Source organism: Aquimarina spinulae (assembly GCF_943373825.1).
In the GTDB taxonomy this organism is placed as follows: Bacteria; Bacteroidota; Bacteroidia; order Flavobacteriales; family Flavobacteriaceae; genus Aquimarina; species Aquimarina spinulae.
The window spans coordinates 902891-916622 of the sequence record NZ_CALSBP010000002.1; the positions used below are offsets into that span (position 1 = coordinate 902891).

At 32.1% G+C, this 13732-nt stretch carries 17 protein-coding genes; 6 read left to right on the forward strand and 11 right to left on the reverse strand.

Features of this window, described 5'->3' with window-relative positions; all coding sequences use genetic code 11:
• Nucleotides 1-214 precede the first annotated feature (214 nt).
• The gene (gene yaaA / locus NNH57_RS09510) at nt 215-976 is read right to left on the reverse strand and encodes a peroxide stress protein YaaA (RefSeq protein ID WP_108807767.1); all 762 of its coding nucleotides are present in this window, start codon (nt 974-976) and stop codon (nt 215-217) included.
• 93 nt (nt 977-1069) lie between these two features.
• On the reverse strand, nt 1070-1471 hold the full coding sequence (locus tag NNH57_RS09515; protein WP_074408865.1) for a VOC family protein: 402 nt from the start codon (nt 1469-1471) through the stop codon (nt 1070-1072).
• Nucleotides 1472-1876: 405 nt separating this feature from the next.
• On the opposite strand from NNH57_RS09515, the gene NNH57_RS09520 reads away from it, so the two are divergent.
• Complete coding sequence (locus tag NNH57_RS09520; RefSeq protein ID WP_108807766.1) at nt 1877-3253, forward strand: glycoside hydrolase family 99 protein; 1377 nt, start codon at nt 1877-1879, stop codon at nt 3251-3253.
• 72 nt (nt 3254-3325) lie between these two features.
• On the opposite strand, the gene NNH57_RS09525 is transcribed toward NNH57_RS09520, so the two are convergent.
• The 5 genes from NNH57_RS09525 to NNH57_RS09545 all read right to left on the reverse strand — a co-directional run bounded on the left by NNH57_RS09525 (nt 3326) and on the right by NNH57_RS09545 (nt 7850).
• Nucleotides 3326-3517 carry a cold-shock protein gene (locus tag NNH57_RS09525; RefSeq protein ID WP_024770737.1) on the reverse strand — a complete coding sequence of 64 codons (192 nt, stop codon included), beginning with the start codon at nt 3515-3517 and terminating at the stop codon, nt 3326-3328.
• Between the two features lie 159 nt (nt 3518-3676).
• The gene (locus NNH57_RS09530) at nt 3677-5020 is read right to left on the reverse strand and encodes an amidohydrolase family protein (protein ID WP_108807765.1); all 1344 of its coding nucleotides are present in this window, start codon (nt 5018-5020) and stop codon (nt 3677-3679) included.
• 88 nt (nt 5021-5108) lie between these two features.
• The gene (locus NNH57_RS09535) at nt 5109-6200 is read right to left on the reverse strand and encodes a helix-turn-helix domain-containing protein (RefSeq protein WP_108807764.1); all 1092 of its coding nucleotides are present in this window, start codon (nt 6198-6200) and stop codon (nt 5109-5111) included.
• A 61-nt stretch (nt 6201-6261) separates the two neighbouring features.
• Nucleotides 6262-7317, reverse strand: coding sequence for an RluA family pseudouridine synthase (locus NNH57_RS09540; RefSeq protein WP_234423362.1), 1056 nt, complete (start codon nt 7315-7317; stop codon nt 6262-6264).
• Nucleotides 7314-7850 (reverse strand): PASTA domain-containing protein, encoded by a 537-nt coding sequence (locus tag NNH57_RS09545; RefSeq protein ID WP_254504154.1) that lies wholly within the window; start codon nt 7848-7850, stop codon nt 7314-7316. Before NNH57_RS09545 ends, NNH57_RS09540 begins: the two co-directional genes overlap by 4 nt.
• 258 nt (nt 7851-8108) lie before the next feature.
• On the opposite strand from NNH57_RS09545, the gene NNH57_RS09550 reads away from it, so the two are divergent.
• From NNH57_RS09550 to NNH57_RS09565, 4 genes are all read left to right on the forward strand, one after another.
• Nucleotides 8109-9092 carry a D-alanine--D-alanine ligase gene (locus tag NNH57_RS09550; protein WP_108807763.1) on the forward strand — a complete coding sequence of 328 codons (984 nt, stop codon included), beginning with the start codon at nt 8109-8111 and terminating at the stop codon, nt 9090-9092.
• Between the two features lie 63 nt (nt 9093-9155).
• Nucleotides 9156-9611 carry a pantetheine-phosphate adenylyltransferase gene (gene coaD / locus NNH57_RS09555; protein WP_074408870.1) on the forward strand — a complete coding sequence of 152 codons (456 nt, stop codon included), beginning with the start codon at nt 9156-9158 and terminating at the stop codon, nt 9609-9611.
• Nucleotides 9612-9620: 9 nt separating this feature from the next.
• Nucleotides 9621-10010 (forward strand): VOC family protein, encoded by a 390-nt coding sequence (locus NNH57_RS09560; RefSeq protein WP_108807762.1) that lies wholly within the window; start codon nt 9621-9623, stop codon nt 10008-10010.
• Between the two features lie 86 nt (nt 10011-10096).
• Nucleotides 10097-10555: a GyrI-like domain-containing protein gene (locus NNH57_RS09565; protein WP_074408872.1), complete on the forward strand. Its 459-nt coding sequence runs from the start codon at nt 10097-10099 to the stop codon at nt 10553-10555.
• A gap of 80 nt (nt 10556-10635) precedes the next feature.
• Here the strand turns inward: NNH57_RS09565 and NNH57_RS09570 are convergent, their stop codons facing one another.
• Nucleotides 10636-11010, reverse strand: a complete 375-nt coding sequence (locus tag NNH57_RS09570; protein WP_074408873.1) for a hypothetical protein — start codon at nt 11008-11010, stop codon at nt 10636-10638.
• A 41-nt stretch (nt 11011-11051) separates the two neighbouring features.
• Nucleotides 11052-11369, reverse strand: coding sequence for a roadblock/LC7 domain-containing protein (locus NNH57_RS09575; protein WP_074408874.1), 318 nt, complete (start codon nt 11367-11369; stop codon nt 11052-11054).
• Nucleotides 11370-11568: 199 nt separating this feature from the next.
• Here NNH57_RS09575 and NNH57_RS09580 point away from each other — a divergent pair, with 199 nt between their 5' ends.
• On the forward strand, nt 11569-11862 hold the full coding sequence (locus NNH57_RS09580) for a hypothetical protein (protein WP_074408875.1): 294 nt from the start codon (nt 11569-11571) through the stop codon (nt 11860-11862).
• A gap of 233 nt (nt 11863-12095) precedes the next feature.
• Here the strand turns inward: NNH57_RS09580 and NNH57_RS09585 are convergent, their stop codons facing one another.
• Both NNH57_RS09585 and NNH57_RS09590 read right to left on the reverse strand, forming a co-directional pair.
• Nucleotides 12096-12314 carry a hypothetical protein gene (locus NNH57_RS09585; protein WP_074408876.1) on the reverse strand — a complete coding sequence of 73 codons (219 nt, stop codon included), beginning with the start codon at nt 12312-12314 and terminating at the stop codon, nt 12096-12098.
• Nucleotides 12311-13705, reverse strand: a complete 1395-nt coding sequence (locus NNH57_RS09590) for a radical SAM protein (RefSeq protein WP_108807761.1) — start codon at nt 13703-13705, stop codon at nt 12311-12313. Before NNH57_RS09590 ends, NNH57_RS09585 begins: the two co-directional genes overlap by 4 nt.
• Nucleotides 13706-13732 lie beyond the last annotated feature (27 nt).

The following is a 13732-nucleotide window of genomic DNA, read 5'->3' on the forward strand; positions in this document are numbered from 1 at the left end:
TGAACTCGTCCTGAGTAATGCTTTTGCCTACAAAATCCACATTTTGCACTCTAATTTTGTTATTTTTTTTCAACGTAGCTAAGGCTATGCTGAAAAAAAAATTAACTTCATTATGGCACAAAAGCCAAACTTTTCGGCTTAAAACCACTACTCAGGATGAGTTCATTGTTAAATAACGTATCGAAGATTTTCGATACCCACATACGTATTAAAGTTACCGTACAAAAACCAATTCATTAGGTTTAGTTGTATATTCTTCACTAAACCCATACCCTTCATAATTAAACCCTTTTAAATCTTCAATAGTTTCTGCACCAGTATCTATAATATAACGAACCATCATACCTCTGGCTTTTTTGGCAAAGAAGCTTATCATTTTAAGTTTGTCTCCTTTCCAATCTTTAAATTGTGGAGTAATCACAGGTACTTTTAATGCTTTTTTATCTATTACGCTAAAATATTCATTACTTGCCAGGTTAATAAATAATTCATCATCCTGTAATTCATCATTGAAATACTGTGTAATTGTTTTTTTCCAAAACTCGTATAAATTATTTTTTCGCCCTACTTTTAATTTAGTCCCCATCTCAAGACGGTAAGGTTGCATTAGATCTAAAGGTTTTAGAACTCCATACAATCCAGAAAGTATTCTTAATTGATTCTGTAATGTGTCTAATTTTTTTTCGGGAATAGTATACGCATCTAACCCGATATACACATCTCCGTTAAACGAATATACCGCGGGTCTTGCATTTTCCTTTGTAAATGGAAGGTGAAACTCCTGATTACGTTGCCAATTAAGTTGTGCCAACTTATCACTTATACTCATTAGGTCAGACAATTTTTTAGGTGTTTTTTTCTTTAATACACCATTTAACTTTTCTATTTCTGTAAGAAAGGCCGGAGTCGTATACTGCTTAGTTGGTAATGTGGTTTCAAAATCTAATGATTTAGCGGGAGATATTACAATTTTCATGTAGGTGACTTTTTTGTTCTTCAAAAATACAATTGTCTATGGACAATTAAAATCTATATCTGTATTTATTCTCTATTTAGGTATTTGCAAAAGTTATTTTGATTTCAGAATATATTCTTCTATCTGTTTAATAAAAGTTTCTTCATCTCTAAACGCTATCAGATTCCTATCGGGATCGTAAAATTTTGCTACTTTTCCCCAATGGTGTTCCTGATAATCAACGGCTACTCCTTTTCTCTTTAAATTGTTTACCTCTCTTTGCACATTATCTACATTCATTCGTATACAACTAAATGCCTTTGCATTCATTTCAGTCATTTTCAGGTAATCTTCTCTATCTTCTTTTTCAACCATTAAATAGGTGCCATACAAATCAAAACATGTTAATTCATTATTTTGAAATAAAATAGATAGCTCTAAAATAGTTTCATAAAACACAATAGACTCCTCATATTTTTTAACATATAAAATAATCCCGGTTCTTTTTATTTTCATTCTGAAAGGTTTTATGGTTAAAATACGATGGTATCACGAAACCATAAATCAATCATAGTATTTCTTATCTATTGAATTATTGATGATCTCTATCTATAGGTTGCCATTACAGAAGTGAAGTATCAATAACAGTTGCTAATTTTTATTTGAAACAAATATAAATAACTGATTTTCAGCTAGTAAAAAACAAAAAAAATGTCATATTTCTTTTTAGAAAAAAAGAATTTAACTAATTTTAATGCAAATAACGTATTACAAAGAGGGGGAAACCCTCATTTTCGTCACAAAAGCATGAACTCTGATGTATTAAACATTAGAACACATTGTCTAATTATTCACAAATTTTCTTCTAAACATAAAAACTCTTTAGACATTTTGTTTAACGTTTAATTTAATATTTGTGATATGTTAAGATCTTCGAGTACCTTTATTTTTTTCATTTTTCTTTTTATTATTTTCTTTTATTCTTGTGAAAAAGAAGATATTACTTTAATTGAGCAACAACAGATTGAAGAACAATCTGCAGCAGAAGTTGTTCAGGACACAACATATACTGATGCCGAATTACGGAAAGTTCTAGAGGAAGAAATAGAATTTTTAGAACTTGAGAAAGAAGGATATATTGTTGATATTTCTGGTATGGATGTCGTTAAAGAAAATCCAAAAAAAGTATATGTACATTATTTGCCCTGGTTTCAAAATAAAGATTTTGATGGATATTGGGGGCAACACTGGACAATGACCAACCAAGATCCCGAAATCAAAGATGAAAATGGTAATTCGCAAATCGCCTCGTATTATTATCCTCTTATCGGTCCATATTCTTCTAGTGATCCTGATTTACATGAATACCATTTTTTAATGATGAAGCTCTCGGGAATCGATGGGGTAATTTTTGATTGGTATGGTAGTAGAGATGTACACGATTATGGATTGATAAAAAAATCAACAGAAACCTTTATTAACACCCTGGAAGATTTAGGTCTTGAATTTTCGATTATGTATGAGGATCGTGTCGCTGCTCAAGCAACAGAGCAATCTCTTACTACAGATATCATAGAAGCTGCACAAGAAGATTTTACATATATTAATGACACCTATTTCTCTAGCCCCGAATACATGCAATATAATGGTAAAAATATGTTATTCGTATTTGGTCCTCATCACATAACCACAGAAACCGAATGGAATCAGGTATTTGAAATACTTCCCACAGAAAATCGCCCAGACTTTTTAACATTATGGGCGGCAAGTGATCGTGTTGGAGTGAATGCTTCTGGAGAGTTTTTATGGGTAGATAAAGATCATTTACTTGCTCATCAAAATTATTATGACACTTATCAAGCATCTAATGCAATAACCGTAGGATCTTCTTATCCCGGTTTTAGGAGTTTTTATACAGAAGGAGGATGGTCTGATGGTAGTAATGATTGGACTATTGATCTTAATTCTGGCCATACTTTTGCAGAAACTCTTAATTATACACATCACGAACTTTCAGACTTTATTCAAATCATCACCTGGAATGATTTTGGTGAAGGTACTATGATAGAACCCACACAAGAGTTTGGTTTTACCTACTTACAACTCTTACAACAATATACAGGGGTTTCTTTTTCTCCTAATGATCTGCAGGTAGCTCTGGATCTGTATCATATCAGAAAAAAATTTAAGAGTGACGAGCAAGTACAAAATATTTTAAATCGCACATATAAATACATAAAACAACTTGATATGCAACGTGCTGATAAGGTTTTAAAAGCTGTTAAGCGATTTTATTAAGATCGGTACGTTTTAAAATGGAAAAAGCCTGTCTAATCGACAGGCTTGTGTTTTAAAAAAGTCAAATGTATATTATAATACTTTCACGTTTACCGCGTTCAATCCTTTTTTACCTTCTTGTAGATCAAATTCTACTTCATCACCTTCACGCACTTCGTCGATTAAACCTGAAATGTGTACAAAATGATCTTTGTTTGATCCTTCTTCTGTTATGAATCCAAATCCTTTGGAGTCATTAAAAAATTTTACTGTTCCTTTGTTCATTATAATTTATTAAAACGCAAAGGTAGTATTATTTGATCAGTAATCCTTATTTATTTCAAAATAAAGTTTTTAGTAACCTTTATTTAATCTTCTCTAAATATGATGATAATGAACGAAATAACTACATTATACATCATTTTTTAATTAAAACACAAGAGGTTATTTTTCTTTTTTCTTTTTAGAACTATACTCATCTTCTACTTCTTTCAATAGGGTGTTTAATTCATTTCTTGCCAACCATTTTCCTTTAATCATCACGCCTTCAATAGTTTTCGTATTTCGAATATCTTCTAAAGGGTTTTTATTAAGTAACACCAAATCTGCTTTTTTGCCTTCGGTAATTGTACCACTTACAGCGATTCGATTTAAATATCGAGCAGGGTTCACCGTAGCTGTTTTTAAGGTTTCGTAAGGCGAAAGTCCGGCACTACAGATTAATTCTAATTCTCTATGTAATGAAAACCCTGGCAAAAAAAGACCGTAAGTATCACTTCCGGCAAGTAAAAACACGTTTTCATCATTTAATATTTTTGTGAGTTTCTTTTGCCATTGTAGTTCTTTATTCAGGCGAATAAGAGATTCTGGGGCCGTAAACCAAGTATTGGTACGATAATGAATACTATCTGAAGTACAATATGCTGCATATGCTTCGGGAAGGTATTTTAACTCATCGCTTTTTTTAAGTATTTCGAATTTTTTATCATCTGCATATCGACTAATCATCTCAAAGACTCCCAGAGTCGGAGACACATATACTCCACTTGTTTTGATCTGGATGGCTGCTTGTTTTAGATATGCAGTATCTTTTTTTTGCTCCGTATTGAATATATTCATAAACTCTTCTATATGGGCTATAGATTTCATTCTGAGAGAATATTCTAGAGGAAGTTTTCTTTGCCCATGACCAATAACCGGAATATTGTATTTACTAGTCTCTTCTATCAATTTCAGATATATTTCTTTCGGAAGATTATCAGCTATTTTTAAATAATCATATCCTCTTTCATGATGTTTTTTTACTATACTAATGACATCATCGACAGTTTTTAAATGATGAGCTTTTAGATAAGGGCCTGTAGTCGTATAATGTGGTGCCAAAATTTTATTACCATTAGCTTTTTTACGAACTTCAATTTGATCCTGTCTTTCATACTCTGCCATATTTCGAGCCGTTGTTACTCCATTGGCTATTAAAAGTTTAAACTCATTTTTCGCATTATTTTCCAGGTGAAAGTGCATTTCTGCTAAACCAGGAATCAAATATTTACCTTTAGCATTAATAGTTATATTGATATTTTCTGAAGGTTTTTGAGAAACGGGTTCGATTGTAGTTATTTTCCCATCTGTAATAATCACTCTTTGATTAAGTAATACCGCTTCTTTATACATTGGGATTACATTTACATTTTCAAAAGAGATAATTTCGGTTTGAGCTTTACCTACAACAGCGAAGAAAAAGCAACATAGTAAAGAAAACACTTTATGACTACTTGATTTACACATACTTATTTGTTTTAGTTTATATGTTGCAAACCTATCTAGGTGGTATATTTTTACCGTTCTATATTGTCAGAATATGAGAAATTCGAACCTATTGATTTTGTTTTTTAAACTCGTTGGGAGATAGTCCTGTCTCCTTTTTAAAAGCCGTATAAAAAGTAGTTTTAGAGTTAAACCCTGCTTCCAGGCCAATGGCAAGAATACTATATTTATCGAACTCAGGATCCAGAATCATTTGTTGTATATCTTTTACCCGATAACTATTTATAAATTCTGAAAAATTTTTATTACTTGATTTTTTGATTTGTTCTGAAAGATACCCGCTACTTATCCCAAGCTTTTGAGCAACACTATCCCGGCTAATGTCTGGGTTATGATGAATATTTTCGCGATCTATCAATACCAGTAATTGTTGCATATAGGAATTAACTTCATTTTTAGGTACTTTCTTGTTGATTTTGGATCGTTGTAGCTGATTTCTAATTTCATACTGGTCATTAGATAGTTTAAACTGATAAAGTCCTTTATAGATAAGCCAATACATAAAAACAGAAACCCCTACCCACAAATATGTCAATGGCATTTTATAATCATACATAAACCTATACACTTCTAAAATAACTCCATAAATTTCTAAAAGAGAAATAAAAACCCAGATTCTCTTTATCCATTTTATACTAAATGCTGTGTTTGAATAGAACAAATATCTAAATGATATTGCCATAAAAATGATTGGAAAAACAACAGATACTATACTTACTGTTTTATAAAAGAAAAAAATGATTTCTTTTTTATTAGGTATTATGATTTCATAAAGGCCAAAAATTGTATCTAGAGATATAATACCATTAAGTAGACTTAAGATGAAAAAAGGAATGTACAGAAAAAAAATTGTATTGCTTTTTACCAGAGGGTGTTTTATTTTTTTTACAAAAAACACAAATAAGGTAACTGGATATAAAAATTGCCATAAAAACAGATCCAATATTGAAATCAACACTGGGTTTTTTCCCAAATCCCAAAACCAATTATTTAACCCTATAATAGATAATATAATTAGGGTGTATGCTAAATACGCATTGTCTTCATTTTTAAAAAACCTCGAAAACAGGATTATTACCCCCAGGACAAAACCATGAATAACTCCTATAAGAATAAAGATTTCTAAAAAAGAAATTTCCATTATCGGGATATTTTAAAAGCTAAATTTTTATTTGAATATCTCAAATGCAGGTATTACACCTTTATTCTTCTGACAATTGATTTTTAGCATATTTCCTCCAACGTTCTATACATTGTTGTATATCTTCTGGGATTTGAGTTTCAAAATGCATATGCTCATTAGTTACCGGGTGCTCAAAACCAAGAGTTCTGGCATGTAAAGCTTGTCGAGGTAAAATCTTAAAACAGTTATCTACAAATTGCTTGTATTTGGTAAACGTAGTTCCTTTTAATATTTTCTCTCCGCCATAGCGTTCATCATTAAATAAAGTATGGCCAATATATTTCATATGTACTCGAATCTGGTGTGTTCTTCCGGTTTCTAATCTGCAAGAAACCAAGGTAACATATCCTAATCGTTCTATAACTTTATAATGTGTGATTGCCGGTTTTCCTTTATCGGCTTCATCACCTTCAAAAACAGTGTTTTGCAGTCTGTTTTTAGGATGTCGTCCTATATTACCTTCTATTGTTCCTTCATCTTCTGTTACATTACCCCATACAATTGCTACATATTCACGTTGACTGGTTTTATCAAAAAACTGTTTTGCCAGGTGAGTCATTGCTTCTTCAGTTTTGGCTATTACTAACAGTCCGCTGGTATCCTTATCAATGCGATGTACTAACCCTGGTCGATCACTACTATTATTAGGAAGGTTATCAAAATGATAAATCAGAGCATTAATTAAGGTTCCCGAATAGTTACCGTGACCTGGGTGTACCACCATCCCTGCTGGTTTGTTAACAACCAATAACACATCGTCTTCGTATACAATATCTAAAGAAATGTTCTCTGGAGTTAGTAAATTTTCATAAGGAGGATGAGAAAATAACACTCGTACAATATCATTTGGTTTTACCTTATGATTTGATTTTACCGGAATATCATTTACAAAAACACTTCCGTTTTTTGCAGCCTGTTGTATTTTGTTACGGGTTGCGTTTTCTACAAAGTTCATTAAAAACTTATCCACCCTTAACGGTACCTGCCCTGCTCCAGCCACAAATCGATGATGCTCATAGAGGTCATCCTCATTAGCATCAAAATCTCTCGTATCTTCGTTTTCTTTCAAAATCAATTAGATAAGTTTATCGTTCCTCCTTCTCCATTCCCCAGAACCAAATCTATAACAGAAGTTTTCATTAATTTCGTACCTGGTTTTAACCGTTTACCATTATGTCTTAATTCTAATACCATATCTCTTGCAATATTAGGTTGATAGGTAACAGAACCTATTTTAAACCCAAGAGCAACCAATTTTGGTTCTGCTTGTCTTCTGGTTCTCTGTACTACATTAGGAACTTCTATTTTACGGTAACCCGACGGATTTAAGGTAACGTATATTTTACGATTTTCTTTTACTTCGCTACCTGCAACAGGGTTCTGTTCTAATACAGAATATCTTGGATAATCAGGATTAAAGTTTGCAGAATCCTGAACTTCGTATCTCAACTCTTTTTCTTCTAATACCTTCCCTACCTCGTCTAATGTCTTTTTACTTAAGCTGGGTACTACAATACGTTGATGATGATTTGTTGTACTTTCTAGCCACTCTAATGCAACATAAGATAAGATAGCAAGCATTGCTACCGCTATAACTAATTGTATCAAAAATATTTTACTATAAATAAATTTGAATAGACCCCTGAAGAAATTTATAAATGCACTCATCTGTTTTATACCTGTTATTGTTATAGTCAAACACAATCTTCTTGATTATGTAAACAAAATTTACCAATAATCACTCTAATTATTAGCATTAACTTTATTGTAATGGCTTATTTGATAATTTGGACAAATATATAAAAACGGAAAGTTTTAAGCTTTTCTTATAAGATAAATGATATTTTTGTTTTCAAAAGTCACTTTATGAAGAAAAATATTGCCGTTTTAATGGGCGGGTATTCTAGCGAGTTTGAAATCTCGATTCAAAGTGGAAATGTGGTATATAAATATCTGGATAGAGATTTATATATTCCGTTTCGTGTTCATATCACCAAAGATAGCTGGTATTATGTAGATGATAATGATCAGAAGTATAGTATTGACAAAAACGATTTCTCACTAACCCTAGAAGGCTCTAAAATTACTTTTGATGCTGCTTTTAACACTGTACATGGTACTCCTGGTGAAGATGGTTTGTTACAGGCATATTTTGAATTAATTGAGATTCCACAGACGGCTTGTGATTTTTATCCTGCTGCGCTTACTTTTAATAAACGAGATTGTATTAGTGCTTTAAAACCTTATGGAATACCCACTGCCACCAACTATTTTTTAAATAAAGGAGATACCATAGATAGCGAAGCCATTATAGATACTGTAGGATTACCCTGCTTTGTAAAAGCGAATAAAGCTGGTAGTAGCTATGGTGTTTCTAAAGTTAAAACTGTAGAAGATCTTCTACCCGCAATAGAAGTGGCTTATAAAGAAGATGATGAGATTATTATAGAATCTTTTTTAAGCGGAACCGAAGTTTCTGTAGGAGTTATCCAACATAATGAAAAAGATACAGTACTACCATTAACTGAAATTGTATCTGAAAATGAGTTTTTTGACTACGAAGCCAAATATATGGGTAAGTCTGAAGAAATCACTCCTGCCCGTTTATCTGATAAGGATACTCAAAAAGTTAAAGATCTGGCCTTAAAAGTATATCAGGTTTTAAAAATGAAAGGATTTTCAAGAAGTGAATATATTTTTCATCACGGAGAACCTTATTTTGTAGAAATGAACACTAATCCCGGATTAAGTGAAGCCAGTATCCTACCTCAACAAGCAGAAAAAGCTGGAATTAGCTTAAAAGAATTATTTTCTAATGCTATAGAATCCTGTATACGTTTACAAAAATAGAAGTGCAATCTATAAATTTATAATTTGGAGTATCTTTGTAGATACAATAATTAATAATCACCAATGAGAAGAGCTGTTTTTCCCGGATCATTTGACCCCATTACATTAGGACATTACGACATTATCGAAAGAGGCCTTACCTTATTTGATGAAGTTATCCTTGCCATAGGCGTAAATTCTGAGAAAAAATATATGTTTTCTCTTGAAGAGCGAAAGCAATTTATCGAAGAAGCTTTTAAAAATGAGCCTAAAATTAAAGTAATGACTTACAAAGGGCTAACCATTGATTTTTGTAAACAACAAAATGCCGAATTCATATTAAGAGGCCTTCGTAATCCAGGTGATTTTGAGTTTGAAAAAGCCATCGCACACACCAACAGAAAAATGTCGGATATCGAAACGGTATTTTTATTAACCTCTTCTGGTAAAAGTTATATCTCCTCTTCTATTGTTCGTGATGTAATTCGTAATGGTGGAGATGTTTCTGAATTAGTTCCAGATACAGTTCGTGTAAAATAATACGCTGCCATGAAAAGAAAAATAGGAGCTATTGCTCTGGTTGTAAAGGACTACGATAAAGCGATTCGGTTTTACACAGAAAAGCTCAATTTTAAACTTATAGAGGACACCAGACTTGATGACAAAAAGCGATGGGTTCTTATTGCTCCTAACAATCAAACCGAAACTACTATTCTTTTAGCTCGGGCAGCTACTCCCGAACAGGAAAAAGTAATTGGAAATCAAACCGGTGGTCGGGTTTTTCTATTTCTTTATACCGATGATTTTTGGAGAGATTACAACGCCATGAAATCTAAAGGAGTTTTATTTCTGGAACAACCACGAGAAGAACCCTACGGAACCGTTGTTGTTTTTAAAGACTTATATGGCACCAAATGGGACTTACTTGAGTTAAAATAACACAAATTATAAATCCTTCCTGACATACCTTTGTCACTACCTGCATTTAGTTTTGTAGTACTATTAATTTCTAACATCAAATAATTATGATAAAAACAAAAATCGAACCTTTCTGGATCGTTGGGATTTCGGTACGTACAACTAAAAAAAACGAACAATTCGCAAAAGACATTCCTAATTTATGGAATACCTTTATGTCTGAAGGTACAATGCATAAGATCCCAAATAAACTTGAAGATTCTATCTATGCCGTATACACAGATTATGAAAGTGATCACACCGAAGGATACACTACAATCATAGGATGCAAGGTTGCAAACTTAGATACTATCCCACCGGGAATGACCAGTGTAAAAATCGAAAGAAGTATCTACTCTCGATTTACTGCCAAAGGAGATATTACCAAAGGTGTCATCTATGATAAATGGACCGACATATGGGAAATAGACCTGGATAGAACATACACTACCGATTTTGAAATATACGGCGAAGATGCTGTAAACCCTACAGATGCCGAAGTAGATATTTTTGTAGCAATTGAATGAAGTTATATAAAAAAAGACTTCACAATGTTAACATTGTGAAGTCTTTTAAAGTAATATTTTCACATAAAAAAGTCCTTTAATTATAGTTGTGACACCACATCTTTCTTGTATTTTTTCAAGAGCGCACGTGTCATTCCGAGATTTGCTTTTGTAGAATCAACAGCCAAATAAATAAAATATTCACCGTTTTCAGAAACATCGATCATATGAATTTGACCATCAAGAGTAATTATGATATCCTGAACTTTCGATTTCAGACCTAATGCCTCGATAGCATTTTTCTTAGCTTTTACAACTTCCAAATTATAAGCAGAAGCAGTTTCAGGATCAAAATCTTTTTTATCAGAATTAGACGCATAGCATACACCTGTACTTACTTCTGTAACAGTAACTGCAATATAGCCCGGTACATTAGATTTAATATCTTCGATGAATTGTTCTAAAAAATTTGACATAGTTTAATTTAATTTAATTATTAATAATATTTTCTATAAAATTATTTTTCTAAAGAGCTCATATACTTAAGGAGTAGTCCAAGTTTTGACATGTTTTTAGATACTACTAATATGATCGAATCAGATTTAATCCTATTTGCAATAAGAAAACCTTTTGAAGATTTAGCCATCAATTGATCGAGATCCCCCTTAAGTAAATCCTTAACCATATCATCACACATCGAAAACGCTGTTTCTATCATCAAGGCAATATTAGTATCATGTTTTGTGCCTAATGCATCTATTACATTACCACTTTTATCGGCAATAACAATACTATCAACTTCGGTATCTTCTTTAATCTTTTTCAGATCAATCATGGGTCTAAAATTAGGATGTTTTTATTCTCTGTTTGGTAAATATAGAAACAATAATCTTTTAAAAAAATTCTTTCGTCGTTTTTTTTTACTTTTAAACGATTATTCGTATCTTGTACTAAATATTTTTTGTAAAAAAATTCCTACAAATCATTAAATTGATTTAAAAAGAAATCTAACAATATAAAATGATGTCTAAACTATGACGCTAATTAATCTACCAAACTCTGAATTAAAGGCAATTTTAAAAACTCGAAAAGAAAAGTTTAATTCCTACAGGATTGGAAAAAAACAAGTTTCTCAAAAGACCGAGGATGTTTCTACCGAGGATATTTCTGAAGTAATAGAACGATTAACTAAAAAAGAGGCAGAAATTTCTTCTAAAAAGAAAAAAAAATCTGGTGCTAACAATTCTACAGACGCCGCTCAATCTACAAAAACATATACCGAAAAAATAAAAGGAGGCTATTTTGGAAAAAGAAAAAGTCGTTTTTAGCATGATTTCTATCTTACCATTGTAATAATAATAAAACATTAATAAGGACCGGTAAATCAAATGGTAAACTACTACAAAAACAAATCTTCTAATTCCTTCTTACTATTATAAATGGTATTTCTATAAACGAAGCGGTTTAAAATAATTTAAGAAATCGTTTTTTTTATAAACAAACATAAGACTTGGCTTACTATAGATTGTTTTACAATACAATTACTTGTAATGGTTTCACCTTAAAACCCAACCATAAGAGCTCCGCAGATTCCTAATCCTACAACAAGGTATATCCCGGCAAGGATAAAGAAAATTTTCCCTGCTTTTCGGTTTTTAGTTTTGAATAAGATTAGACCAATAATCGAGAGAAATATTGGAGGACCTAAAAGGATTAAAAGGATTAAATACACTAATCCATCGAGGTTACCTACTTCCAAAAAAATGGTATTTGCAATCATATCGTTTCTTTTCTTAATTGTTCTAAATACTCCTGCTTATCATCCCTATAAAATAAATTCATCGTTTCAAAAGGAATAATTTTGTAATCCTTATTTACAATATGCACACAGGACTTTTTAATTGCTCGTACATCAAAATTATAAGCATCAATAAATTGCATAATTATAATTCTAAACAGATTATCATACCCTAAATCCGGAGCATCGATCTCTGGTAAACAGCACATTATAGATTTTAGGTTTTCTGAAGCTGTTTCTACAGAATTCCCAGTACTGAATAGCTCCAGGACTTTACCATGTAACGCTTCGTCCTGCTCATATACAATCGTATTTTTACCATTATCCAACAGATCTGCCGGATTAATATATCGGGTAAGAGGCAGGATTCCATCTTCATTTTTTAAAGCGTATCCCATAACCAAAGCATCTGGATTACAAGGTACAGGGATAAGATCATCGGATTCAAAAACCGGAAATTGCTCTAAAATCTTTCTTCGCACCTCGGTCAATGTGATTCTATCGGTTTGTGTATCAAAATCTTCTAATCGCCCTGCTATTTGAGTAGGTTGAAATGTAACACCTCTCACACATTTTTGTTGTGTTGCAAATGTTAGTATATCGCCAATTAGAGTATCATTTAATCCTTTTTCTAAAGTAACGACCAGAGTAGTCGATAAATTTACACTATTTAAGTTTTCGATCGCTTGTTTTCTAATTTTGGTAAGATCCTCTCCTCTCAATTTTTGCAACACTTCGGCATCTAATGCATCAAACTGTAGGTAGATTTCAAAATCCGGCATATAGCTTGCTAACTGTTGGGTAAACTTAATATCCTTAGCAATACGTATTCCATTCGTATTTACCATTAGATGTCGGATCGGTAATTGTTTGGCATAGTCCAGAATTTCAAAAAACTGAGGGTGTATTGTAGGTTCTCCCCCACTTATTTGTACTACATCTGGTTCTTTTTCATTTGCAACTATTGTATCCAGCATTTTCTTTATTTCATCTAATGATCGATGTCTGCCGTAATGCGGAGATGAAGAAGCATAACAGGTAGGACAAGTCAAATTACACCGGTCTGTTACCTCGATAATCGACAAACATGAGTGCTGCTCATGATCAGGGCATAATCCACAATCATAAGGACATCCATAATCTGTAGCAGTATTAAATTTATAAGGAAACTCAGACGGTTTGTTATAATTTCTAATATTCTTATAATAGGCTATATCATCTGCAATCAAAACTTTAGATCTACCATGCTCTGGGCATCGCTTAAGCATAAATACTTTATCATCTTCAAAAACAATTTTGGCTTCAATCCTTTTTAGACAAGTAGGACATAAACTTAGTGTAAAATCGTAATACGTATAATTTCTAGTAGGCATTTATCTGTTTTTTTTGAAATTCATATC